Annotated in this window: 26 protein-coding genes and 1 tRNA gene; 14 read left to right on the top strand and 13 right to left on the bottom strand. The window is 69.8% G+C overall.

All coding sequences use genetic code 11. The annotated features are described in order from the left end of the window. Positions 1-126 precede the first annotated feature (126 nt). Positions 127-942 (top strand): 1,4-dihydroxy-6-naphtoate synthase, encoded by an 816-nt coding sequence (locus tag Apa02nite_RS19230; RefSeq protein ID WP_203826205.1) that lies wholly within the window; start codon positions 127-129, stop codon positions 940-942. Here Apa02nite_RS19230 and Apa02nite_RS19225 read toward each other — a convergent pair. The 3 genes from Apa02nite_RS19225 to Apa02nite_RS19215 are packed head-to-tail and all read right to left on the bottom strand — an operon-like array spanning position 939 to position 2,174. Further along, positions 939-1,337 carry a cold-shock protein gene (locus Apa02nite_RS19225; protein WP_067693185.1) on the bottom strand — a complete coding sequence of 133 codons (399 nt, stop codon included), beginning with the start codon at positions 1,335-1,337 and terminating at the stop codon, positions 939-941. The two genes, Apa02nite_RS19230 and Apa02nite_RS19225, sit on opposite strands and share 4 nt — an antisense overlap. Before the next feature lie 46 nt (positions 1,338-1,383). After that, positions 1,384-2,010 (bottom strand): HAD family hydrolase, encoded by a 627-nt coding sequence (locus Apa02nite_RS19220; protein ID WP_203826204.1) that lies wholly within the window; start codon positions 2,008-2,010, stop codon positions 1,384-1,386. Next, complete coding sequence (locus Apa02nite_RS19215) at positions 2,007-2,174, bottom strand: hypothetical protein (RefSeq protein WP_198170902.1); 168 nt, start codon at positions 2,172-2,174, stop codon at positions 2,007-2,009. The genes Apa02nite_RS19220 and Apa02nite_RS19215 overlap by 4 nt, the downstream gene beginning before the upstream one ends. 78 nt (positions 2,175-2,252) lie before the next feature. Here Apa02nite_RS19215 and Apa02nite_RS19210 point away from each other — a divergent pair, with 78 nt between their 5' ends. Together Apa02nite_RS19210 and Apa02nite_RS19205 are read left to right on the top strand one after the other, a co-directional pair. Further along, positions 2,253-4,640 (top strand): helicase-associated domain-containing protein, encoded by a 2,388-nt coding sequence (locus tag Apa02nite_RS19210; protein ID WP_203826203.1) that lies wholly within the window; start codon positions 2,253-2,255, stop codon positions 4,638-4,640. A 148-nt stretch (positions 4,641-4,788) separates the two neighbouring features. Continuing rightward, complete coding sequence (locus Apa02nite_RS19205; RefSeq protein WP_067693464.1) at positions 4,789-6,450, top strand: DNA repair helicase XPB; 1,662 nt, start codon at positions 4,789-4,791, stop codon at positions 6,448-6,450. Here the strand turns inward: Apa02nite_RS19205 and Apa02nite_RS19200 are convergent. Both Apa02nite_RS19200 and Apa02nite_RS19195 read right to left on the bottom strand, forming a co-directional pair. Then, positions 6,447-6,917, bottom strand: a complete 471-nt coding sequence (locus Apa02nite_RS19200) for an HAAS signaling domain-containing protein (RefSeq protein ID WP_203826202.1) — start codon at positions 6,915-6,917, stop codon at positions 6,447-6,449. The two genes, Apa02nite_RS19205 and Apa02nite_RS19200, sit on opposite strands and share 4 nt — an antisense overlap. Continuing rightward, positions 6,914-7,258 carry a PadR family transcriptional regulator gene (locus Apa02nite_RS19195; RefSeq protein WP_067693175.1) on the bottom strand — a complete coding sequence of 115 codons (345 nt, stop codon included), beginning with the start codon at positions 7,256-7,258 and terminating at the stop codon, positions 6,914-6,916. The genes Apa02nite_RS19200 and Apa02nite_RS19195 overlap by 4 nt, the downstream gene beginning before the upstream one ends. A 62-nt stretch (positions 7,259-7,320) precedes the next feature. On the opposite strand from Apa02nite_RS19195, the gene Apa02nite_RS19190 reads away from it, so the two are divergent. Next, the gene (locus Apa02nite_RS19190) at positions 7,321-7,788 is read left to right on the top strand and encodes a YcxB family protein (protein ID WP_203826201.1); all 468 of its coding nucleotides are present in this window, start codon (positions 7,321-7,323) and stop codon (positions 7,786-7,788) included. Between the two features lie 842 nt (positions 7,789-8,630). On the opposite strand, the gene Apa02nite_RS19185 is transcribed toward Apa02nite_RS19190, so the two are convergent. The 3 genes from Apa02nite_RS19185 to ku are packed head-to-tail and all read right to left on the bottom strand — an operon-like array spanning position 8,631 to position 11,387. Continuing rightward, positions 8,631-9,929, bottom strand: coding sequence for an MFS transporter (locus tag Apa02nite_RS19185; RefSeq protein ID WP_203826200.1), 1,299 nt, complete (start codon positions 9,927-9,929; stop codon positions 8,631-8,633). A gap of 58 nt (positions 9,930-9,987) precedes the next feature. Next, positions 9,988-10,476, bottom strand: coding sequence for an NUDIX domain-containing protein (locus Apa02nite_RS19180; RefSeq protein WP_203826199.1), 489 nt, complete (start codon positions 10,474-10,476; stop codon positions 9,988-9,990). 14 nt (positions 10,477-10,490) lie between these two features. Beyond that, the gene (ku, locus tag Apa02nite_RS19175) at positions 10,491-11,387 is read right to left on the bottom strand and encodes a non-homologous end joining protein Ku (RefSeq protein WP_203826198.1); all 897 of its coding nucleotides are present in this window, start codon (positions 11,385-11,387) and stop codon (positions 10,491-10,493) included. A gap of 93 nt (positions 11,388-11,480) precedes the next feature. On the opposite strand from ku, the gene ligD (Apa02nite_RS19170) reads away from it, so the two are divergent. Continuing rightward, on the top strand, positions 11,481-12,419 hold the full coding sequence (gene ligD, locus Apa02nite_RS19170; RefSeq protein WP_203826197.1) for a non-homologous end-joining DNA ligase: 939 nt from the start codon (positions 11,481-11,483) through the stop codon (positions 12,417-12,419). Next, positions 12,412-13,314: a non-homologous end-joining DNA ligase gene (gene ligD, locus Apa02nite_RS19165; protein WP_203826196.1), complete on the top strand. Its 903-nt coding sequence runs from the start codon at positions 12,412-12,414 to the stop codon at positions 13,312-13,314. The genes ligD (Apa02nite_RS19170) and ligD (Apa02nite_RS19165) overlap by 8 nt, the downstream gene beginning before the upstream one ends. Before the next feature lie 79 nt (positions 13,315-13,393). Here ligD (Apa02nite_RS19165) and Apa02nite_RS19160 read toward each other — a convergent pair whose 3' ends face one another. After that, positions 13,394-14,281, bottom strand: coding sequence for an NAD(P)H-binding protein (locus Apa02nite_RS19160; protein ID WP_203826195.1), 888 nt, complete (start codon positions 14,279-14,281; stop codon positions 13,394-13,396). 102 nt (positions 14,282-14,383) lie between these two features. On the opposite strand from Apa02nite_RS19160, the gene Apa02nite_RS19155 reads away from it, so the two are divergent. Together Apa02nite_RS19155 and Apa02nite_RS19150 are read left to right on the top strand one after the other, a co-directional pair. Further along, a complete protein-coding gene (locus Apa02nite_RS19155; protein ID WP_203826194.1) occupies positions 14,384-15,280 on the top strand; it encodes a LysR family transcriptional regulator in 897 nt (298 codons plus the stop codon). 292 nt (positions 15,281-15,572) lie between these two features. Beyond that, entirely contained in the window at positions 15,573-16,457 is an 885-nt protein-coding gene (locus Apa02nite_RS19150; RefSeq protein ID WP_203826193.1) for a helix-turn-helix domain-containing protein, read from the top strand. A gap of 26 nt (positions 16,458-16,483) precedes the next feature. Here Apa02nite_RS19150 and Apa02nite_RS19145 read toward each other — a convergent pair whose 3' ends face one another. Then, complete coding sequence (locus tag Apa02nite_RS19145) at positions 16,484-16,966, bottom strand: DUF2231 domain-containing protein (RefSeq protein ID WP_067693152.1); 483 nt, start codon at positions 16,964-16,966, stop codon at positions 16,484-16,486. Positions 16,967-17,366: 400 nt separating this feature from the next. Between Apa02nite_RS19145 and Apa02nite_RS19140 the strand changes: the two genes are divergently transcribed. The 5 genes from Apa02nite_RS19140 (at position 17,367) to Apa02nite_RS19120 (ending at position 20,151) form a co-directional block, all read left to right on the top strand. After that, positions 17,367-17,813 carry a DUF6232 family protein gene (locus Apa02nite_RS19140; protein ID WP_203826192.1) on the top strand — a complete coding sequence of 149 codons (447 nt, stop codon included), beginning with the start codon at positions 17,367-17,369 and terminating at the stop codon, positions 17,811-17,813. Between the two features lie 231 nt (positions 17,814-18,044). Further along, positions 18,045-18,911, top strand: a complete 867-nt coding sequence (locus Apa02nite_RS19135) for a helix-turn-helix domain-containing protein (protein WP_232344227.1) — start codon at positions 18,045-18,047, stop codon at positions 18,909-18,911. 59 nt (positions 18,912-18,970) lie between these two features. Continuing rightward, positions 18,971-19,165, top strand: a complete 195-nt coding sequence (locus Apa02nite_RS19130; protein WP_067693143.1) for a DUF397 domain-containing protein — start codon at positions 18,971-18,973, stop codon at positions 19,163-19,165. A gap of 210 nt (positions 19,166-19,375) precedes the next feature. Next, complete coding sequence (locus Apa02nite_RS19125) at positions 19,376-19,576, top strand: DUF397 domain-containing protein (RefSeq protein ID WP_067693139.1); 201 nt, start codon at positions 19,376-19,378, stop codon at positions 19,574-19,576. 56 nt (positions 19,577-19,632) lie between these two features. After that, on the top strand, positions 19,633-20,151 hold the full coding sequence (locus Apa02nite_RS19120; protein WP_239164400.1) for a DUF6226 family protein: 519 nt from the start codon (positions 19,633-19,635) through the stop codon (positions 20,149-20,151). Positions 20,152-20,183: 32 nt separating this feature from the next. Here the strand turns inward: Apa02nite_RS19120 and Apa02nite_RS19115 are convergent, their stop codons facing one another. From Apa02nite_RS19115 to Apa02nite_RS19105, 3 genes are all read right to left on the bottom strand, one after another. Continuing rightward, positions 20,184-21,323, bottom strand: coding sequence for a geranylgeranyl reductase family protein (locus Apa02nite_RS19115; RefSeq protein ID WP_239164399.1), 1,140 nt, complete (start codon positions 21,321-21,323; stop codon positions 20,184-20,186). A gap of 93 nt (positions 21,324-21,416) precedes the next feature. Beyond that, on the bottom strand, positions 21,417-21,590 hold the full coding sequence (locus Apa02nite_RS19110) for a hypothetical protein (RefSeq protein ID WP_203826190.1): 174 nt from the start codon (positions 21,588-21,590) through the stop codon (positions 21,417-21,419). 98 nt (positions 21,591-21,688) lie between these two features. After that, positions 21,689-21,765 (bottom strand) — tRNA-Thr (locus tag Apa02nite_RS19105). Between the two features lie 68 nt (positions 21,766-21,833). Here Apa02nite_RS19105 and Apa02nite_RS19100 point away from each other — a divergent pair. Next, entirely contained in the window at positions 21,834-23,627 is a 1,794-nt protein-coding gene (locus Apa02nite_RS19100; protein WP_373872985.1) for a metallophosphoesterase family protein, read from the top strand. The last annotated feature ends 65 nt before the right edge of the window (positions 23,628-23,692 follow it).

The raw sequence follows: 23,692 nt of genomic DNA, 5'->3' as shown, positions 1-23,692 counted from the left end.
GAAATTCACATGCCGTTTAAGCCAGAGGTGAATGTGAATATTTTTATGGGCGGTAAACGTGGGTGTGGCGCACTGGACAACACGGCTGCCGAGCGTCATGGGCCGCGCGGGACTAGCGTGGACCCCGTGGCGCTCTCTCTCGCGGTCTCCCCATGCCCGAACGACACGTTTGTCTTCCACGCGCTGATCCACGGCCTGGTCGACGGGGCACCCGAGATCGACCTGACCTTCGCCGACGTCGACGTGACCAACACGGCCGCCGAGCGTGGCGAGTTCGACCTGGTCAAGGTGAGTTATGCGGCGCTGCCGTGGCTGCTCGACAAGTACGAGCTGCTGCACTGCGGCGGCGCGCTCGGCCGGGGCTGCGGCCCGCTGGTGCTGACCCGTGAGCCGCGCGCCGACCTGACCGGCGCCACCGTTGCGGTGCCCGGTGACCGGACCACGGCATACCTGCTGATGCGCCTCTGGTCGGAGGGGAAGCCGCCGGCGAAGATCGAGGTGGTCCCGTTCCACCAGATCATGCCCGGGGTCGCCGACGGGACGTACGACGCGGGCCTGGTCATCCACGAGGCCCGGTTCACCTACCAGCGCTACGGCCTGACCGCCCTGGCCGACCTCGGCGAGTGGTGGGAGGCCGACACCGGCCTGCCGATCCCGCTCGGCGCGATCCTGGCCCGGAAGGGCACCGTCGACCCGGCGCAGGCCACCGAGTGGATCCGCGAGTCGCTGCGCAAGGGCTGGCTCGACACAGCCGCCAGCCAGGAGTTCATCCTCGCCAACGCGCAGGAGATGGAACCCGCCGTGGTCAAGCAGCACATCGAGCTCTACGTCAACGAGTTCACCCTGGAGCTGGGCAAAGACGGACTCGCCGCCGCCGACGCCCTGCTCGGGCGTGCGGCGGCGGCGGGTCTGACGCCTGCGGTGCCGTCCCTGATCTGCTAGCTCTCGAACTCGGTGGCTATCGCGTGCAACAGCTGCGCGATCTTCAGCGAGTTCTTCTTGTCCGGGTACCGACCACGCTGCAGCACCGGCTGCACGGAGGTCTCCAGCACCTTGATCATGTCCTCGATCATGCTGGCCGTCTCCTCGGCCGGGCGGCGGCGAGCCTCGGCATCCCGGAGCGCCAGCGACGGCGGGGCGTCGAGGAGCTTCACACCGAGCGCCTGCGCGCCCTTACGGCTGTCCACCACGCCGAACTCGATCTTCTGACCGGTTTTCAGCTCGGTGACCCCTGCCGGTAGCGCACCCTTGGGCAGGAACACGTCACCGCCCTCATCGCTGGTGACGAATCCGAATCCCTTCGCCGCGTCGTACCACTTCACTCGACCCGTGGGCACCGCTGACCTCAACTTCACTCAATGGACACAACTGCTCACGGGGAGCCTATCCAGCGGACGGCTCGGACCCAACTGCAATCTCATCCAGGAGGGCGGGGAAGCGGGTCAGATCGGACAACACGTGCGAAGCTCCGGCGGTCCGCAGCTCGTCGGCCGAGCACGGCCCGGTGACCACGCCGATGCCCGGCACGCCGGCGGTCCGGGCCGCGACCATGTCCGCCTGGTGATCACCGACATACCACCGCACGCCGTGCTCCACCAGCGCGGTCGCCTTGCCCTCGGCGAACAGGTCGCCGGCCAGCTCGTCGGCGCGCATGCCGAGGTGATCGAGGTGCAACTGGGCCAGCCGGCCCAGCTTCGAGGTCACCACGACCACCCGCAGACCGGCCGCCCGCACCGCGGCGAGCGCCTCGACCGCACCCGGCATCGGCACCGACGGCGTGATCGCCAGCTCGGCGTAGAGCGCGCGATAGGTGGTGACCGCTTCCTCGACGTCCTCGGCCGGGAACCACTCGCGCAGCTCGGTCCGCAGCGGCGGGCCGAGCCGGCTGACCGCCAGCTCGACGTCGACGAAGACACCGGTCCGCGCGGTGAGTGCCCGGTACGCCGCCCGGATGCCCGGCCGGGAGTCGAGCAACGTCATGTCCAGGTCGAAACCGACCGCCGGAATCAATGCGCGGACGGCTGCGGGAGGTGCTTGAGGCGGTCGATCGGCAGCGGGAAGGCCTGGTCGTCACCGAACGGCGACGGGGCGGCGGCACGGTCGGAGACCAGCTCGGCGACCTGAAGGTGCCCCTTCTCAGCCGGGTTCTGGAGCTTCTTGGCCTTGGACGCCACGTTCGGTCCTCCTCTGATCGAGGTCCGGCCACGCCCGGACCCGTCACCATCGTCCCATGAACGTTAGCGTTGAAGACGATGGCCACCACATTTGCGGATCAACTCCGGTCGCTGCCCGACGAGGCGCTGGGCGCACTCCTACAACTGCGCCCTGACCTCGTCGTTCCGGTCCCCGCCGACATCTCGGCACTGGCCGTGCGCGCACAGTCGCGCGGGTCGGTCGCCCGCTGCCTGGACGGGCTGGACGAGTTCACCCTGACCATCCTCGACGCCGCCCGGGTCACCCGGGCCGCCGACACCGCCCTGACCTCGGCGGACGCCATCCTGGAGCTGGCCTCCGGGGTGCCGGCGGACGACGTCCGAGCGGCGATCGACCGCCTCCGGACGCGCTTCCTGCTGCACGGGCCGCCCGAGGCCCTGCAGGTGGTCGGCGCGGTCGACGAGGTGACGTCGGCGTACCCGGCCGGACTCGGCCGGCCCGCCGACTACCTGGACCCGCACACCGCCGCCCTGGTCGCCGACCGGGCCAAGCTGCGCCGCACCGTGCTGGCCGCGCCGCCGGGCGCCCGCGCGGTGCTGGACCGGCTGGCCGCCGGGCCGCCGGTCGGCGCGCTCGGCCGGGAGACCAAGGCCGAACCCATCCGCTGGCTGGTCGACCAGCACATCCTGGTGCCGATCTCGGAGGCCGGGCGGGCACCACGGCCCGACGGCGACCTGGTCGAGTTGCCCCGCGAGGTGGGACTGCTGCTGCGGCGCGACACCGGGCCGCTCGGGGTGCTGCGTCCGGACCCGCCGCTGCCGGCCGCGCCGATGCGCGACCCGAAAGCGGTGGACTCGGCCGGCGCCGGGCAGACCATGGAGGCGGTCCGGGCCACCGAGGCGGTGCTCGAGGCGCTGGCGACCGAACCGGCCGCGCTGCTGAAGACCGGCGGGCTCGGCGTACGCGACCTGAAGCGACTGGCCAAGGCGGCCGGGGTGGACGAGTCCGGTGCGGCGCTGCTGGTCGAGGTGGCGTACGCGGCCGGGCTGCTCGGCGAGTCGGAGACCTCGGTGAGCAAGGCGCCCGGCGCGGTGCAGGACATCTTCCTGCCCACCGTGGCGTACGACATGTGGCGGGCGGCCGGTACGGCGTACCGCTGGACCGTGCTGGCCCGCGCCTGGCTGACCATGACCCGGCAGCCCGGCCTGGTCGGCAAGCGCGACGAACGGGACCGGCCGATCAACGCGCTCGCCCCGGACGCCGAACGGGCCGGCGCGCCGCAGGCCAGGCGGGAGGCGCTCGACGCGCTGCTCGCACTGGAGCCGGGCGCCACTCCGGCCGTCGACGACCTGCTGGCCCTGCTCGCCTGGCAGACGCCACGGCGGGCGCGCGGCCGCGAGGTGGGACACCGGGACGGGTACGCGGGGGCGGCACAGCTCGGGATCACCGGGCTGGGCGCGCTCACGTCGTACGGAAAATTGATGCTCAGTGACCACGAGCCGACCGAAAGTGATCCGCTGGGTCTGCATCCGGAGGATGCCTCCGCGGACGCCGTCCGCGCCCTGGACCACCTGCTGCCCGCACCGGTCGACCACATCCTGGTGCAGGCGGACCTGACCGTGGTGGTGCCCGGCCCGCCGGAGCCGGAGCTGGCCGCCGAGCTGGACGCGATCGCCGAGCCGGAGTCGGCCGGCGGCGCCAGCGTCTTCCGGGTCACCCCGGCCAGCGTGCGGCGTGCCCTCGACGTCGGCTACACCGCCGCTGACCTGCACTCGGTCTTCCGCCGCCGGTCGCGCACCCCGGTGCCGCAGACGCTGGAATACCTGATCGACGACGCGGCCCGCAAACACGGCGGGCTCCGCAGCGGCTCGGCCGGCTCCTACCTGCGCAGCGACGACGAGGCGCTGCTCGCCGAGGTGCTCGCCGACAAACGGCTGACCGTTCTGGACCTGCGGCGGATCGCGCCGACCGTGCTGGTCAGCCCGCGACCGGTGGCCCGGCTGCTGGGTGCGCTGCGCGAGTCCGGCTTCGCGCCGGTCGCCGAGGACGCCGGCGGCGCCGCGGTGCTGACCCGGCCGAAGACCCGGCGCGCGCCGACCCGCACCCCGCGGATCGTCGAGCCGTCCGGGCCGCCGACGCTGCTCGGCCCGCGCCTGGCCGGCGTGGTCGAACAGCTGCGGCGCGGCGACATCGCGACCCGGGCGGCCCGGCGCGCGCCGATCACCGTGCGGGCCGCGCAGGGTCAGGCGGTGCCCGGCCTGACCGCGGTGCAGCAGCACAGCCAGGCCATGGCGGTGCTGCAGCAGGCAGTCCGGGACCGGGTCAAGGTCTGGGTGGGGTACGTCGACTCGCACGGTGCGACGCTGTCCCGGCTGGTCCGGCCGGTGTCGCTGAGCGCGGGGTACCTGCGGGCCGAGGACGAGCGGGGCGAGAGCCTGCACACGTTCGCCCTGCACCGGATCACCGCCGCGGTGACCGAGGAGTAGTGGTATTGCCGGGCCGTGTACGCCCCCGTTGCGTCACGACCCGGCAGATAGTTACACGCTCAGGTGACCGGAAATGTTGCACCTGAATTCCGTGGCAAACTGAATGGTTGGCTTTGCGGCCACGGACAGCTCGATGAAGGGCAAACGGGTGACCAACGGACCACTGATCGTGCAGTCGGACAAGACCCTGCTTCTGGAAGTCGACCACCCGGACGCGCAGGCGTGCCGGATGGCCATCGCACCGTTCGCCGAGCTGGAGCGCTCGCCGGAGCACGTGCACACCTATCGGCTGACCCCGCTCGGGCTGTGGAACTCGCGAGCCGCCGGGCACGACGCGGAGAGCGTGGTCGATTCCCTGATCAAGTACTCCCGGTACCCGGTGCCGCACGCGCTGCTCGTCGACGTCGCCGAGACGATGGACCGGTACGGCCGGCTCCAGCTGGTCAACGACCCGGTGCACGGGCTGGTCCTGCGCGGCCTCGACAAGATCGTGCTGCTCGAGGTGTCGAAGTCGAAGAAGCTGGCCGGGATGCTCGGCGCGCGCCTCGACGACGAGACCATCGCGGTGCACGGCTCCGAGCGCGGGCGGCTCAAGCAGGCGCTGCTCAAGCTGGGCTGGCCGGCCGAGGACCTGGCCGGGTACGTGGACGGCGAGTCCCACGAGATCTCGCTGGCCGAGGACGGCTGGACGCTGCGGTCGTACCAGCAGGAGGCCGTCGACGGCTTCTGGGCCGGCGGCTCCGGCGTCGTGGTGCTGCCCTGTGGCGCCGGCAAGACCCTGGTCGGGGCAGCCGCCATGGCCACCGCGAAGGCCACCACGCTGATCCTGGTGACGAACACCGTCGCCGGCCGGCAGTGGAAGCGTGAGCTGATCGCCCGGACGAACCTGACCGAGGACGAGATCGGCGAGTACAGCGGCGAGCGCAAGGAGATCCGGCCGGTCACCATCGCGACGTACCAAGTTCTCACGTCGCGGCGCGGCGGCGCCTTCACCCACCTGGACCTGTTCGGTGCCCGGGACTGGGGCCTGGTCATCTACGACGAGGTGCACCTGCTGCCCGCCCCGATCTTCCGCTTCACCGCCGACCTGCAGGCCCGCCGCCGGCTCGGCCTGACCGCGACGCTGGTCCGGGAGGACGGGCGGGAGGGCGACGTCTTCTCGCTGATCGGCCCGAAACGGTACGACGCCCCGTGGAAGGACATCGAGGCGCAGGGCTGGATCGCCCCGGCCGAGTGTGTCGAGGTCCGGGTCACGCTCACCGACGCGGAGCGGATGTCGTACGCGGTGACCGAGGCCGAGGAGCGCTACCGGACGGCGGCCACCGCGCGTACCAAGCTCCCGGTGGTCAAGGCCCTGCTCGAGAAGCACCCCGAGGAGCAGATCCTGGTGATCGGCGGCTTCCTCGACCAGCTGCACGAGCTGGGTGAATACCTCGACGCCCCGATCGTGCAGGGCTCCACCACGAACAAGGAGCGCGAGCGGCTCTTCGACGCGTTCCGCGCGGGTGAGCTGCGAACCCTGGTGCTGTCCAAGGTCGGCAACTTCTCCATCGACCTGCCCGAGGCCGCGGTGGCGATCCAGGTCTCCGGCACGTTCGGGTCCCGCCAGGAGGAGGCGCAGCGGCTCGGGCGGGTGCTGCGGCCCAAGGGCGACGGGCGGCAGGCGCACTTCTACACCGTGGTCTCCCGCGACACCATCGACACCGAGTACGCCGCGCACCGGCAGCGGTTCCTGGCCGAGCAGGGGTACGCGTACAAGATCGTGGACGCGGACGACGTGCTCGGCCCGCCGCTGCCGCAGGTCGACTAGAAACTCGCGGTCGGCGCCGGCTGCGGCGGGCCCTGCTCCGCCGGGCCGGCGTCGCGGCTCATGGTCAGGGCCATGCCGAGGCACAGCACCACCACGACACCGACGACGGCGAGCACCGTGAAGATCCAGAGGTTCCGTCGCGGCGCCGCCGGGGCCGGCCGGATGAAGGGCGGCGGCGCAACCGGCGGCGGCCCCACGGGCGCGCCGCCGAAGGCGCCGCCCGAGGGCGCGCTGAACGCGCCCGCCTCCTCATAAGCCGCGGCCGCCACCACCTCCGGGCTCCCCAGCCGCTCCAGGATCTCGATCAGCGCGCCCTCGCTGATCGCGTTCCGGTCGGCGCGCTCGCTCTCGATGTGCGCGGCCAGGTCGGCCAGCAGCTCGCGGCGCTGCAACAGTGGCAGGCCGCTCAGCCGCAGCTCCACCTCGCGCAGGTACTCAGTGACCACGTCGGTCTGGTCAGGTTTCATGCGATCTCACCGGTTCCCACGAGACGGTCGACGGTCTGACGGAACGACACCCACTCGGTGCGGAAATACGCGAGCGAGGACCGCCCGGTCGGGGTGAGGCTGTAGTAGCGCCGGGGCGGGCCGCTCGGCGACTCCGCCCACTTGCTGTCCAGCAGGCCACCACGGCGCAGCCGGGACAGCAACGGATAGATGGTGCCCTCGGTCGCCGCGAGCGTCTGCTCCTCGGCGAGCCGCCGAACGATCTCGGTGCCGTACCGATCCTCGAACTCGACCATCGCCAGCACACAGAACTCCAATGTGCCGCGCCGGAGCCCGGAGGCCAGCTGCGCTCCCTCTGCCATGCGCTACAGAGTACCTGGCGGCGCAAGGTAGAGCGGAAATCGATACGTGCGATACTGCGGCCGTGCAGGTCAACGGGGAGTTTCAGTACACGTTCGGCGCGCTGCGGCGGATGGTCGTCGAGACCTACGGCCGCAACGGCCGGATCATGCGCATGGCCGGCCCGGTGGTCGCCCTGGCCGGCCTGCTCGGCCTGATCCTCCGCGGCCTCGACGGCCAGATCCTGGCGATCCTCTTCTGCGGCCTCTTCGCCACCGCGGCACCCGACCTCGCCGCGCTGGTCAGCTGGTTCACCCAGCGCCGGATGTTCGCCCACCCGTTCCGCTACACGATCACCGACACCGGCGCCGAGATCCGCTCGGCGAGCAGCACCTTCCAGGTCGCCTGGTCCGGCCTCACCTGGGTCCGCACCCGCCCGGACATGTGGCTCCTCCGCCACGGCGCCGCCACCATCGCCATCCCCCGCGCCGCCTTCACCCCCGCCGACCAGACCGCGATCGACTCCCTCACCGCCGGCGTCAAGACCGCCTAGACCCCTTTCCGGTACGCATACGGAGCGCCCCGCCGCAGGCTACGAGCCGAGTCCCGTGATGGCCTCGCGCCACGTCCGCGCCGCTCCCGACCGAGGCGCGCCCCAGGGCCCCGGCTGGCTCCCAGGGGTGCCTCCGCAGGGCGGAGACACCCCTGAAGACCAGCCGAAGCCGGCAGTCACGCCGCCGGTGGTCGGCCGTCCCGGTATGTGGTCCGATTCAGGCCGGCCGAAGGCGGAGCGGGCGCACGGCGCGCCACGCGATATCCGCGGTTCGAGGGCAAAGCCGCACACGTCGCGGCCCGGCTGGTCCTGACGGCCCTATCGAGCCCGCTTCAAGGACCACCAGCACCAGCCGAACCAGCCGGGCTGGTCTTCACCGCCCTTTTGGGCACGCCTTAACGGCCGCCAGCACCAGCCGAGCGAATCCGGCTGGCCGTCACGGCCCTTCCAGGTCCGCCATACCGGCCTCCAGCACCAGCCGAGCCAGTCCAGCTGGCCGTCACCGCCCTATCAGGCCCGACAGAACCACCAGTGCTCGCCGCGCGGGCCCGGCGAGCAGCCATCGTGGTAACCAGACCGCCATAACAACCACCGGCGCTCGCCGGGACCGCCTGGCGAGCGCCCATGGAGGTCATCCGGCCCGCATCACCGGGGCGCCGGCGAATCGCGCGCAACTCCGGCTGGTGCTGGGGGCTGTTTCACATGGCCGGAGGCAGCCCTGAGCGCCAGCCGGGGCCGGGACCCGCGCTGCGGTCCGGAGTGGCAGCGGCGTTGCGCGAGACCATCGCGGGACGTGGCTTGTAGCCTGCGGCGGGACGCTCCGTACTCGTACCGAAGGAAAGTCAGGAAGCCGTGCGGGCCGCAGCGGTAGCAGCCCATTCCTCGTCGGCGGCCTGTTTGAGGGCTACGCCGTGTTCACCGTTGTAGCGGACGAACTTGGGCAGGGCCGCGGCCAGGGCGAGGCTGCCGGCGACGCAGAGCACGCCGCCGACCCAGATCGAACCGCCCACGCCGAGTGAGGTGCGGGCCATCATGCCGGAGCGGAGCTGGCCCAGCAGCGGGCCGGTGGTGTACGACAACATCTCGATGCCGCCCAGCCGGCCGCGCAGGTGATCGGGGATCGTCTGGTTCCAAATGATCATGCGGAAGAGGCCGGAGACCATGTCGGCGGCGCCCGCGAAGGCCAGGCAGAACAGGGTGAGCCAGAGCCAGTTCGAGAGGCCGACGCCGATGATGCCGACGCCCCAGAACGCCGCTGCGATGATCACCATGAGGCCGTGCCGGTGCACGCGCTGGGTCCAGCCGGAACCGACGGTGGCCAGCAGCGAGCCGACCGCCGGCGCGGCGTAGAGCAGACCGAGCACCTGCGGGCCGCCGAGCCGCTCGGCCAGGAACGGGTAGAGCGCGGACGGCATGCCGAAGAACATCGCGTTGATGTCGACCAGGTACGTGCCGAGCAGCTCGGGCCGGGACTTGGCGTACTTCAGCCCGGTGACCACGCTGTTCAGCGACGGGCGATCGGCGGCCGGGGGCGGCGGCACGGCCCGCACCATGGTCAGCAGGACCAGCGAGACCGCGAACGTGAGCAGGTCGAACAGGTAGACCCAGTGCAGGTCGAGCGAGGCGATCAGCAGGCCGGCCAGCGACGGGCCGATCAGCTGGGCGAACTGCATGCTCAGCGACTGCAGGGCCATCGCGGCCGGCAGCTGCTCGGTCTTCACCAGCCGGGGCACCATCGCGCCCATGGCCGGTCGTTGCAGTCCGGCGACCGCGGCGGTGAGGAACGCGCAGACGTAGAGCAACCACAGGTGCGGCTCGTCGGAGAGCGAGTTGATCAGCAGGATGCCGCAGATCGCCGCGAGCGCGGCCTCGCTGCCCCGGACCAGCAGCCGCCGGTCCAGGTAGTCGGCGAGCGCACCGCCGACGAACGCCATGATCAGGATCGGGGCGAGTTCACAGACGCCGATCAGACCGACCATCAGCGGGTCGTTCGTCAGCTTCGCCACCTGGTACGGGATGGTGACGTAGCTGATGAACGACCCGAAACTGGTCACCGCGCCGCTGAAGAAGACGAGCCGGAAGTCCCGGGAGGTGCGTAACGGGGTCAGATCCACGCTCAAGCGGCGTTTGCGGTCGGTCACGAGGGGCCATCCTGCCCGGGAAAACCCTCTCCCGCACCGCGATATAAGCCACGTCTCGTTACTTCATGACCAGCTGACCGGTCTCCTTGAAGGTCGCCAGGTCGGCCAGCGCCTCGTCGAGCACAAACGACTTCCCGCCGGGCAGCTCGTCGAGCGCGAAGAACCCGGCGTCCACGCTCTCCTCGGTCTCCCGGAGCAGCTCACCCTCCCAGCTGTGCACCAGGAACGTCATCAGCACCTGCTGGTACGTGTGCCCGTAGTCGTTCGTGTACGTGTACGCCGTGTAGAACGCGTACGGCGTGAGCGAGGTCGCCTTCAGCCCGGTCTCCTCCCACAACTCCCGGACCGCGCACTGCTCCATGCTCTCGCCGAGTTCCATCGCGCCGGCCGGAATGGCCCAGCGGAGGTTGTCCGAGCGCTGGATCAGCAGCAGCCGGCCCTGCTCGTCGAAGAGCACGGTCCGCGCGCCGACGAAGAAGATCGTGTCGGTGTCGCCGATGCTCGCGCGCACCTTGCCCAGGTAAGACTCTGCCCACGTCAATGCCACGGGTCAGAGCCTACTTACGCGGACTTCTTGGCGGCCTTCCGAGGCGTTGCGGATTTCCGCGGTGCGGCGGCTTTTTTGGCGGGAGCGGTCTTCTTGGCAGGTTTTTTTGCAGGCTCGGCCTTCTCTGATGAAGCACGGGCCTGTTTCGCCCGCTCCACCGACGCCTTCAGCGCCGCCATCAGGTCGATCGCCGCCGGCGCCGCATCCTCGGCCTCCTCCGGCTGGACCACCTCGCGCCCCTCGACCTTGGCGTCGATGACCTCCTGCAGCGCCGACCGGTAGTTGTCGGTGAAGTCGTCCGGCTGGAAGTCAGCGGCCATCGAGTCGATCAGGGAGCTGGCCATCGCCAGCTCGGCCGGCCGGGTCTCGATGTCGTCGTCGAGGAAGCCGAACTCCGGGGTACGCACCTCGTCCGGCCAGAGCATGGTGTTCAGCACCAGCACGTCGTCGCGGACCCGCAGGGTGGCGAGCTGCTCCCGCTGCCGGATCGCGATCTTCACGACGGCCACCCGGTCGGCGTCCCGCAGCGCGTCGCGCAGCAGGATGTACGGCTTCGCCGCCTGTCCCTCCGGCTCCAGGTAATACGCCTTGGCGAACAGGATCGGGTCGATCTGCTCGGCCGGGACGAATTCCAGGACGTCAATGGCTCGGGACGTGCTCAACGGAAGTTCGGCGAAGTCGTCATCCGTCAAGATCACCATTTCGCCGCCACCGATGTCGTAGCCCTTGGCGATGTCGTCGTAGGTGACCACCGCACCGTCGACGGAGCAGGTGCGCTGGTACTTGATCCGTCCCCCGTCGGTGCGATGGACCTGGTGGAAGCGGATGTCCTTCTCCTCGGTCGCCGAGTAGAGCTTGACGGCGATCGACACCAGACCGAACGAGACCGCACCTTTCCAGATCGCTCTCATGATCGTCTCCATATCAAGCTGTCACGGCACCTGATCAGGATGGCATTACTGAGACCCCTGCGTAAGGTGAATGCTTTTGCCTATGGTGATCGGGTGCCCGGATCGCCGCTGTCCCCGATGCTCGCGACCGCGGGCCGGCTTCCGGTGGGCGCCGACTGGAGCTACGAGTTCAAGTGGGACGGCGTCCGGGTCCTCGCGCTGTTCAGCGGCGGGGCGCCGCAGCTGTTCGCCCGTTCCGGAGCGGTGGTCACCGCGGCATACCCGGAGATCGCCGATCTGCACCTTCCGGAGGGCACCCTTCTCGACGGCGAGATGGTCTGCTTCGACGCGGCCGGCCGTCCGTCGTTCACCGCTCTGGCCGAGCGCATGCACGTCCGCGACCAGGTCCGGGCCGATCGGCTGGCCGCCACCGTACCGGCCACCTACCTGATCTTCGACCTGCTCTACCTGGACGGCATGGACTACACCGGCCTGCCCTACCTGGCCCGCCGGGAGCGCCTGGAGGAGCTGGGTCTGGCCGGCCCCCGCTGGATGGTGCCGCCCTCGTTCGGCGACGGCGCGGCCACCGAGTCCGCCGCCCGGGAGAACCACCTCGAGGGTGTGATGGCCAAGCGTTCCGACTCGGTCTACCTGCCCGGCCTGCGCTCCCCCGACTGGGTCAAGGTCAAGTTCGACCGGACCGGCGACTTCGTGATCGGCGGCTGGCGTCCCGGCGTCCGCAAGCTCGGCGGCCTGCTGATCGGCGTACCGACCGACGAGGGCCTGGCGTTCCGCGGCCGGGTGGGCGGCGGGATCGGCGCGGTGGCCGAGAAGAACCTGCTCTCGCGGCTGGCGCCGCTCGCGTCCGGAGATTCGCCGTTCGCTCCCGGTGCGGTGCCACGCGAGGATGCCAGAGGAGCCCATTGGGTACGACCGGAGCTCGTCGCCGAGATCCGTTATGGCAACCAGACCCCGGATCGGCGGCTGCGATTCCCGCGCTTCCTGCGGCTGCGTGACGACAAGCCGGCGGCGGAGTGTGCCGACGATGCCTGATCGAGTCCTGGTCACCCTGGACGGCTGCGAGCTCTCCCTGTCGAACCTGGACAAGGTGATGTACCCGGCGGCCGGCTTCACCAAGGGCGAGGTGATCGACTACTACACCCGGATCGCCCCGGTGATGCTGCCGCACCTGCGGGACCGGGCGGCGACCCGGATCCGGTTCCCGAACGGTGTCGAGGGCGCGCACTTCTTCGAGAAGAACAAACCCGGCGGCACTCCGTCCTGGGTACGCCTGGAGACCCTGCCGGTGCCCGGCTCCACGAAGAGCCGGGAGACCATCGAGTTCGTGGTCGTCGACGGCCTGCCCACCCTGGTCTGGCTGGCCAACCTGGCGGCGATCGAGTTGCACACCCCGCAGTGGCGGATCGGGGCGGACCCGGACCTGCTCGTCGTCGACCTGGACCCGGGCTCGCCGGCCGGGCTCACCGAGTGCTGCGCGGTGGCCGTGCTGATGCGCGATCGGCTGGCCGCGGACGGGATCTCGGCGTACCCGAAGACGTCCGGCAAGAAGGGTATGCAGCTGTGCTGCCCGATCTCCGGCACCCAGGACGCCGCCGTCGTGACCGGGTACGCCAAGCGGGTGGCCGAGGAGCTGGCCGCGATGGTGCCCGGCTCGATCACCGCGAAGATGGCCAAGCAGCTGCGCCCCGGCAAGATCTTCATCGACTGGAGTCAGAACACCGCGGCGAAGACCACTGTCACGCCGTACTCGTTGCGCGCCGGCGCCACCCCGACCGCCTCGACCCCGCTGACCTGGCCGGAAACCGAGGCGATGGCCACCGGCGACGCGCAGGCCCGCCAGTTCACCCCCGCCGAGGTCCTCGCCCGAGCCGAAGAACACGGCGACCTGCTCGCCGATCTGCTCCGCCCCGGCCCCGCCCTCCCATGATCGACAAGGTCGATCCAGGGGCGCAACTTCCCTGCGTGCGAGCGGCGCCGGACCACAGTCGGTCCGGCGCCGTCGCGGCTCACCAGAGGGTCGGGACCAGGGTTTCCTCGCACCAGGCGGCGAACGTGGTCGGCGTGGTGTTCGCCGCCGTCCGGGGCTGCGCGTTGTCCATCCCGGCGGCCTTGGCCGCCATCATCTCGGCCATGCCCTGCGCGACCGCCTCGGACATCCCGGCGTTGGCGATCATGTTGGCCCGGAACGCGTCGATCGGCACGTGCTGGAACCGGATCTCCCGGCCCAGCACCTCGGACAGGATCCGTGCCTGATCATTGTTGGACAGGTCTTCCGGCCCGAGCACCGGCACCTCGGCGAACCCGGCGCCGGCCCAGCTGTCGTCGAGCAGTTCCCGGGCCGCCACCGCGGCGATGTCCGCGGTCGCGCAGGTCGGAACCCTGAGGTCGCCGGGGATCGGCGAGAAGAACATCCCCTGCCGCAGCGCTCCGGCCTGGCCGAGCAGGTTGTCCATGAAGGACGGCATGGTCAGCGCGCGGTAGGCCACGCCGCTCTCCGCGATCCGGTCGTCCATCGCCAGCGAGAGCGTGACGTGCCCGGCGTTCGCGGCCATCGGGGTGCCCCGGCCGAGCGCCGAGACGCCGACCACCCGGGCCACGCCCCGCTTGCCGAACGCCACCCGGGCCGGCTCCAGGAAATCCAGGTAGACCGCGCGCAGGTCGTCGGCCCGGTCGTCCGGCGGGGCCAGCCAGAACACCGACTCGGCGCCGTCGAACGCCGCGTTCACCACGTCCGCGTCGCCGTGCGAGCCGCGGACCACGTCGACTCGGTCCCTGATCTCGGGTTTCAGCCGATCGGGATCGCGGGCGATCACGCGTACTTCGGCGTCCGCGGCGAGCAGGTGGCCGAGCAGCTGCGAGCCGATCTGACTGGTGGGAGCGGTAACCACGATCATTTTAACCCCAATTTTCCGGTACGGGCTTTCTTGCTCCCCAGTCAACCGCCACCCCGACACAGCGTGAAGGACCGATCCGGACGTGATTGATACCGTGGTGGTATGAGTGACGTGGAGGTCCGCCAGCTCCGGTACTTCGTCGCGGTCGCCGAGGAACTGCACTTCGGGCGGGCGGCCGTCCGCCTCGGGATGGCCCAGCCCCCACTCTCCCGGGCGATCCGCGAGCTGGAACGGCACCTCGGCGTGCAGCTGCTGGAGCGCACCACCCGGCAGGTCGCGCTCACCCCGGCCGGCGCCGGCCTGCTGCGCGACGCCCGGACAGCGCTCGACGCGGTCGAGGCGGCCACCCAGCGGGCCCGCAACGCCGGACGGACCGAGCCGGCCCTGCGGGTGGCCCTCAAGGCCGACTTCGACGCCGGCCTGCTGCCCCGAATCCTCGACGAATACCGGCGGGACCCGGCCGCCCTGCCGGTCGAGGTGCTGCTCGGCGGCCGCGGCGAGCAGGTGACCGCGCTGCGGGCCGGCCGGGCCGACGTGGCGCTGTTGCCCACCCCGTTCGACGAGCGCGGGCTGGACTTCGAGGCACTGATGACCGAGCCACGGCTGGCCGCCCTGTCGGCGAGTGACCCGCTCGCGGCCCGGACCGAGCTCTGCCTGGCCGACCTGGCCGGGCGCACCCTGCCGAACGGCGACCCGGCCGACCGGGAGACCCGCAACTTCCTGCCGCCGGCCCGGCAGCTCGACCTGGCCCAGATCTTCAACCTGATCGAGCTGGGCAGCATGGTCCTGTTCACCCCGGTCTCGGTGGCCGACCGGCACCAGCGGCCGACGATCGCCTACCGCCCGGTCCGCGACCTCGCCCCGACCACCCTGACGGTGGCGTGGCCGCAGCAGAGCCACTCACCGGCGGTGGCCGCTTTCGTCCGGGTCTGCGGCACCGTGGCTGCCGCGATTTTTCCGCCCCTGACCAGCCAAAATTCGGTCACCTCGGCCGTCTGACGGCGAAAAGCCGTGATGCAACCTGCAGCATGGCACTCTGTCTGGTGGCGAACAGCCGGATAGCGTGCTTGACTGGATTTCCAGAGCTGCGCGGGCGGATGCGCAGTGGGGAGCAGTTCGGCACCCGGCGGCAACCGGGTGCCGTTTCCTTGTGATGACCCCGCACTTGTGGTGCGGTAGTCACTACTGAGCGCTTGCGGCAGCTGTTCTGATAGGACAGTAATTAGTGATGACCCTGGCCTCCCGGGCATCAGCTCGCCGAGGCCACCGACCACCAGACGATGAAGGACCCATGCCTGAGGGTGACTCGCCCACCGTCGCACGCCGCCGCGTGCGGCTCGCACTGCGCGAAGCGCGTGAGCGGTCCGACCTCACGCAGCTTCAGGTCGCCGACGAGATGGAATGGTCGCTCAGCAAGGTCATCCGGATCGAGAACGGCGACGTGTCGATCTCGCCGAACGACTTGCGGCCGCTGCTGACCTATCTCGGCATCAAGGACCGCACGGTCATCACCGCGATGATCGCGGACGCCCGGATCGCGCGGACCCGGCAACGCCAGGTCTGGTACCAGCTTCCGGAGTTCCGGGAAAACCTCACCGACGCCACCCGCAAACTGATCGAGTACGAGAACGAGGCCGCCCAGATGCGGTCGTACTCGGTGTATTACGTCCCCGGCCCGCTGCAGACCCCGGCCTACGCGGCGGCGCTGATGACCCGCTTCGAGGACGAGCTCTCCGAGAGCCAGCGGGAGCGCCGGATCGAGGCCCGCAAGCTGCGCCGCGACGCGCTGCTGGCCCGCGCCTCGACCGCGCAGATGCGGATCATGGTGATGGTCGACGAGTCGGTGCTGCGCCGGACCATCGGCGGCCCCGCGGTCTTCGCCGAGCAGCTGCGCGAGCTGCGCCGCCTGGTCAAGAGCGACACCATGACGATCCGGATGGTGCCGTTCTCACTGGACGCGCCGGTCACCAACAACGCCAGCTTCGACCTGCTCACTCTCGGCGAGGGCGAGGTGCTCTACCGGGAGACCGGCCTGGGCGACGAGATGATCGAGGACAAGGACTCGACCGCGAAGCACCGCGCGCGCTTCGACAAGGTCTGGCACGAGGCGGCCGACGAGTCCAACACGATCGCCTTCATCAACAGCCAGATCGCCATCCTGGAGGACGGCAGCTAGCAGCCGCTTTTCCCAACCCGCTGCTTCTAGAAGTTGCGGGCTCCGGACGCCTTGAAGGTGCGGGCTCCGGTCGCGGCGCGGGCGAAGGCCGGGGCGCGGCCGTTCGCCAATTCGCCGGCGAACCAGGCGCCGAAACCGGCCAGCCCGAGCGCGAGCACCTCGATCAGGAGCAGGCCACCGCTGGCGACCCGGTCCTGCGCCCGGATCCGGACCATCAGGATCACCGCGAAGGCGACCAGCACCCCGAGGTTGATCAGAGTACGGAGCGCGCCCAGCCGGCGGGCCTCCGTCTCGCGGATCAGCATCACGTCGACCGCACCCGCCAGCATCACCGGCACCCCGGCCACCAGCCCGGCGACGACGTTCCAGTACGCCAGAGCCCCCAAGATGCTAGGTCCCCCCAGCAAATCGGCAACATCGAACAAAACGGCCATCGCGAAGAGGCCCAGCGGGAACATCACCAGTACGGGTTGTACCGCCTGTCCCGCGATCCTCAGTCGACTCTCCATCCGGTTTCGCCCTCCTCTACCTGCATAAATACAGGTTCGTCGCGGCATCCTCGGTTGGGCTACCCGGTACCTCAGGCGATGAAACGCCACCCTGGGTGCCCCGCGACACACCCCCGGTCCGTCACGATCGTTCTCCGTAATCTGCAACATGGCAGATTGCCCAGTGGCGAAGCGATAGGTGGCGTGCTTCACTAAGCGTAGAGCAAAAGGGCGGAACTAGTAGGAGAGACAAACAACGGCACCCGGCGGCAAACGGGTGCCGTTGTCTGCCTCTGCCGCCCTACCTGCTCTTTCTCATCGCGACTGTTCCAGTGCACGAAGCGAGGCGGGGAAAGTCTCTCGAGCCAATGGTGGCCCCGGCCCTCTCCCCCTCGCAAGGTAACGCGTGAAGGAGTGCGCCATGAGCACACGAGGCAACCGCACTTACTACCGTGGGTCGGACGCTGAGGTCACCGAAGCCCTGTTCACCTGGCACACCTCGCCGGAGTCATTGAGCTTCGCCATTGCTGATCTGCGCCACGTCGGGCTCGTCCAGTCCCCGGCGCGGACCCGGCCGTACGCTCCGCACCTCGCCGGCGGCGCACTCCTGGCCGTGGCCGCCGCCTGGACCCTGCTGGCCGATCCGACGCTGTACGTGTTCGGCTTCCTCGCGACCTCCGGACCGCTCATCGCCTTCTTCTGGCGTCAGCCACGCCGCTGGGAGCTGCACGCCCAGTACCACGGCGTCGCGGTGGTGCTCTATTCGTCGAGTGACGTTCGAGTCTTCAACCAGGTCGGCCGCGCGTTGCGCCGGGCCATGGAGGACGGGCGGCGCACTCCGTGGGGTTATGGGCTGGCCGCAGCCTGACCAGCCCGGGCCGCATTTCCTAACGGGTGACAGCGCGGATTCGAACCAAAACCCCGCCCCACACGTCTCGTTCTGATAGGACAGTAAGTAGGATGTCCGCGACCTCGCTGACTGCCAAGTGTCAGTCAGCGAGGTAGCAAACTGACTAGGCTCCACCATGACTCGATAGATCACTTCAACGATGAAGGTCCCATGGCTGAGGGTGACTCACCCACTGTCGCGCGCCGGCGCGTGCGTCTCGCACTTCGCGAAGCTCGGGAGCGGGCCGATCTGACCCAGCTCCAGGTCGCCGACGAGATGGAGTGGTCACTCAGCAAGGTCATCCGCATCGAGAACGGCGACGTGTCCATCTCGCCGAACGACCTGCGCCCCCTGCTGGGCCTGCTCGGCATCCGGGACCGCCCGCTGGTCACCACCATGATCGCGGACACCCGGATCGCCCGGACCCGGCAGCGTGAGGCCTGGTATCACAGCCCGGACTTCCGGGAGAACCTCACCGAGGCGACCCGCAAGCTCGTGGAGTACGAGAACGAGGCCACCGCGATCCGTTCGTACTCCATCTACTACGTCCCCGGGCATCTGCAGACGCCCCGGTACGCCACCGCCCTGATGACCCGGTTCGAGGACGAGCTCAGCGCGCGCCAGACCAGCCGGCGTATCCAGGCTCGCAAGCTGCGCCGCGACGCGCTGCTCTCCCGGGCCGCCTCCGGACAGGTGGAGATCCTGGTGATGGTGGACGAGTCGGTGCTGCGCCGCACCATCGGCGGTCCGGAGGTCTTCGCCGAGCAACTCGGCGAGCTGGCCGGCCTGGCCACCAACGGCGCCATCCGGATGCGGATGGTCCCGTTCCGGCTCGACGCGGCGGTCACCAACAATGCCAGTTTTGATCTCCTCGCTTTTCACGAGGGCGAGGTGCTCTACCGGGAAACCGGGCTCGGTGACGAGATGATCGAAGACCGCGAGGCGACCGCGAAACATCGCGCGCGCTTCGACAAGGTCTGGCATGACGCTGCCGACGAGGACGACACGATCGCTTTCATCCGGCAGCAGATCACAGCCCTGGAGTTCGGCTACAGCTCGACCAGGGCGCATTCATGAATACACCCAAGGGCGGGCCCAGCGCTGGGCCCGGCAATGAACAGTGGAGAGTCACCAAGATGGAGAACATGAACGCGCCCGCATGGCGGAAGAGCAGCCGCTGTGGCACGTCGACCTGCGTCGAGGTTGCGAAAGTCGACGAAAATTACTTGATCCGCGATTCAAAGAACCCCGAAGCCGCTGCCCTGGCCTTCACCAAGGCCGAATGGGAAGCCTTCGTCGAGGGCGTGAACGCGGGCGAGTTCCGTTTCTGAAGGCTTATGAAGCCGCGTGGACGGCCCGTTCCCAGCGGTGCGAGCCGTCCACAAATACTCGCAAAATACATATTTCATCTGCAACGAGCGCCGCATAACTCACATTTGTGAGATAAGCGGCGTCTTTGTGTTTTCACTCATGTCACCGTGCTTCCAGGCCGGTATTCGTCGCTTACCGTGGAATTCGAACTACCACGGAGGTGTACAGAAATGATCAAAACAACCGGGGAAGCGCGCTGGCGACGGAGTAAACGGTGTGCCACTGGCTCATGCGTCGAGGTCGCGAGAGTCGGTGAGCTGTTCCTGATCCGGGACTCCAAGAACGTCGATGCGGCCCACCTGACCTTCACCCGGGAGGAATGGGAGGCGTTCGTCGCCGGAGTCAAGGCCGACGAGTTCGGCCGGGCGTGAAACCGAACCCACCGGAGCAGCTAGTTGCCGCGGGCCGAGCGCGGCATACTGCAGTGGTGGACGGCTACCTGCACGCCACCGACCCGGACCGCTTCACCACGCTGTACGAAGCGGCCGACCACGTGCTGGACGAGCTCACCGAGCGCTATCAAGTGGAGCGCCGGGAGACAAAGGAAGCGCGCGGGCACGGCGACGCGCTCGTCCGTACCGTCCGGCTCATCCCACGGATCCCGTCAGCGGCGCCAATGGCGATCTACTTCACCGACCCCGGCCTGCACCTGCACTTCGGCCGGTGGTGGAGGGAAACCCTGCCGGAATGTGGGTGCGACTCCTGTGACGAGGACCCCAAGCTGCTCGCCGAGCAGCTGCGTGACCACACCGCCGCGCTGACCGAGGGCGGCCTGTGGGAGCGGGTCCGTCGTGGCTTGAGCGGATCCTGGTACGAGACCAGGCTGATCGGCACCGGAGTGAAAGCCGACCGGGAAGGGCCGCTCTCCACGGCCGGCGCCCGGGACGCCCGGCGAGGCGGGTTCGCCGCGCCGGTGCAGTGGGCGCCATGGCAGGTTCGCACCTGACCCAGTCCCTACGGATCGGCGGCCGGCCGGAGTCACACCGGCCGGCTGCCCAGCAGACGCAGCGCGGTGCGGACCGCGGGACGGCCGAGCGCCCCCGCCATCGAGAAGTCACCGCGGCAGAAGCCGCTGAACGCGCGCCAGCCGAGCGCGCTGGACATCGCGGTGTGCACCACCGACGGGTGCCGGGCGAAGACTCCGAGCAGCCGTCGACCGGCGACCATTTCGGGTTGGAGCTGCTCGGCGACGATCTGGTCGTACCCGGAAAGGTCTTGATTTTCCGCGGCGATCCGGCCCGCCCACGTGCCGGAGCGGAGCGCGTAGCTGATGCCCTCGCGGGTCCACGGTTCGAGCAGGCCGGCCGCGTCACCGACGACAAGCACCCGGCCGTTGCGCAGCGGTGACGCGTCGGTGCGGCAGCGGGTCAGGTGCCCGGAGTCGCGGAGCACAGCACGGTCGGCGAGCCCCAGCCGCTCGACGAGATCCCGCAGGTAGCGCTTGGTTTCCGTGCCCTGGCCCTTGGCCATGATGACGCCGACGGTGAGCTCGTCCTCTTTCGGGAAGAGCCAGCCGTACGAACCGGGGAACGGGCCCCAGTCGAGCAGCACCCGGCCCCGCCAGCGCTCCTGGTCGGCCGGGGTGGCCGCGAGCTCCACCTCCAGGCCGAGATCCTGCTGCTCGGCGACGACACCGACGTGCCGGCTGGTGATCCCGGCCGAGCCGTCGGCGCCGATCACCACCCGGGCGGTGACCGTCGACCCGTCGGCGAGCGTCACGGTGACCCCGTGCTCGTCCTGCTCGAGCGCGCGGACCTGGGTGTTCTGGCGTACCGTCGCGCCGGCCTTCTCGGCGGCCTCGCACCAGGCGAGGTCGAACTCGTCCCGCCGGACCAGCGTGACCAGCGGCTCCCCCGCCGACGTCCGGGTGAACTCACGGCGCCCGTCGAGGGTGAAGGTGATGCTGCTGACGACGTCCCGCGCCGGAACCGTGAGGCGCTCCGCGCTGAGCCGCAGCGAGCTGCCGAGCAGGCCACCACCACACGTCTTGTACCGCGGATGCTCGGCCCGCTCCAGCACCACCACCCGCGCCCCGTGCGACGCGGCAGCATGCGCGGCCGCCAGCCCGGCGGGCCCCGCCCCGATCACCGCGACGTCCCACTCCGGTTCCCCGTGCACGCCCCGAGTCTAGGCAGAATTTCTTTTTTGTACGACCTGGGCACGGTTCCGCGCTAGCCGCGAGCAGGTGGCCCAGATCGGCGGCGAGGCGGGTCAGTTCCTCCCCCGCTTCCACCCATCTATCTTGGCGACCGTCGCCGCGCGCATGCCGTCCTCGTGCAGCTCCGTCTCGACGGTGAAGACGTAGCCGTCGCCGTAGGGATCCTGCGGCGGTCGGACGACCCAGCGCGCGCCACCGACGGCAACCAGCACAAACGCTTCTTCCATGGTGAGGAAGTGTGCCCGGTGCCTGCCCCGGGACCACGATGGGTGCTCGACGGCCGGGGAAAAGGGAAAAGCCCAGGTCGTTGACCTGGGCTTTCCTGTGGAGCCGCCTGACGGAATCGAACCGTCGACCTACGCATTACGAGTGCGTCGCTCTAGCCGACTGAGCTAAGGCGGCAACAGTTCCCAAGTGTACGACATCGGGGGATCTCTTTTGCGAGAGGGCCGGGGGCGCTCGACGGGCCGATGTCGTACGGCGGGACTAATGTGCCTCACGTGACGGACGATCAGTCGATGCCTGTCGTTGTCCCGGGCGGGTCTGCCGAGGCGGAGCACACCGTGCCGGCCCGGCCGACCGGGCTGGATCCGCAGGAGCTGGGGTTCACGCCGAAGAAGCCGATCGGGTGGCTGGCCCCGCTCCTGCTGCTGAGCACCGGGCTGCGGGCGCTGCTGGCCATCCTGTTCGGGGCGTACCTCGACAAGCGCGAGCTGCAGAACGCGCTGGACGCGGACTTCTTCGATCATTCCGCGACCGCCGACGGCGAGCTGTGGCTGGACTACGTCGCCGATCTCGGTGACGGGTTCGACGCGACGTATTCGATCGCCTGGCTGCTGGCCCAGCCGCAGCTGACCGTGGACGGCGCGGCGCTGCCGCGGGGCCGGCTGCTGCTGATGGGCGGCGACCAGGTCTATCCGCTGGCCAGCGGCGACGGTTACGAGAGCCGGATGAAGGGGCCGTACCGCGCGGCGTTGCCGGAGGCGCCGCCCGGTGAGCCACGGCCCACGCTGTTCGCCCTGCCTGGAAACCATGATTGGTACGACGGTCTGACCGCGTTCCTGCGCCTGTTCGCCCGCCGCAAGGACGGTCACATCGGCGGGTGGCGCACCGAGCAGCGCCGGTCGTATTTCGCGGTGAAACTGCCCGGCAACTGGTGGCTGTTCGCGGTCGACGAGCAGTTCGGGGCGTATATCGACGACCCGCAGCTGCTCTATTTCGAGAAAGCCGCCCGGGAGGTCGGGCCGGACGACCGGATCATCCTGATGGCGCCGTCGCCGACGTGGGTGAAGGCGAAGGACAACCCCGAGGCGTACGACGCTGTCGACTACTTCATCCGCACCATCCTGGCGCCGACCCGGGCGCAGGTGCGGGTGCTGGTCTCCGGCGACCTGCACCACTACGCGCGCTACACCGGCGAGGACCGGGAGCTGATCACCTGCGGTGGCGGCGGGGCGTACCTGCTGGGCACGCACAAGCTGCCACCGAAACTGGTTGTGCCGCCCCGGGAGACGATGACCCGCAGCCGCTCCCGCAGCCGGGAGTACGAACTGGTGTCCCGTTTCCCGGACCCGTCGACGTCGCGGAAACTGGGCTGGGGCGTGTTCCACCGGATTCAGCGGCGCAACGCCGGGTTCGCCACCATGCTCGGCATCATCCACACGCTGACCATGCTGCCGATGGCCGGCGCGGCCCGGCAGGGTGGCAGCATCCAGCGGCTGTTCAGCATCCCGCTGCTGCTGATGCTCGTGCTGATCCTGGCCGGGACGGTGCTGTTCGCGAAACCGCCGGGCGCGTCCTCGGCGAAACACGCGCGGCACTGGATCCTGGGGGTCTCGCACGGGCTGGCGCAGATCGCGCTGGCCGCCGGGGGCACCTGGGTGTGGTTGCGGCTGCCGTTCCAGGAGTGGGCGTGGCCGGGGCCGTTCGTGGTGGCGGCGATCCTCTACGGGCCGGTGATCGCCATCCTGTCGACCCAGCTGGTCGCGCTGTACCTGCTCGTCGCGTCGACGTTCGACGTCAACCTCAACGAGCTGTACGCGGGCCAGGGCATCGAGGACGCGAAGAGCTTCCTGCGGATGCACATCGCCGCGGACGGGACGTTGACCATCCACCCGCTCGGCGTCGACCAGGTCTGCCACCAGTGGGCCGCCGACCCGGAGGGCGAGGTGCACACGCCGTGGCTGCGTCCGGAGCAGCCGCTGACCGTGCACCGGATCGAGCCACCGATCGCGGTCGCCGGGCCGGGGACTTCACGACCGTGACGATTGCCGGCGAAGCGGAGCGAGCCCGGGTCGGCCCCGGGAGCACACCCCGGCGGCCCTGAATC

This window comes from Actinoplanes palleronii, assembly GCF_016862315.1.
Classification (GTDB): Bacteria; Actinomycetota; Actinomycetes; order Mycobacteriales; family Micromonosporaceae; genus Actinoplanes; species Actinoplanes palleronii.
Note: the sequence above shows the minus strand (reverse complement) of the source record. Positions and strands in the feature narration are given on the sequence as shown.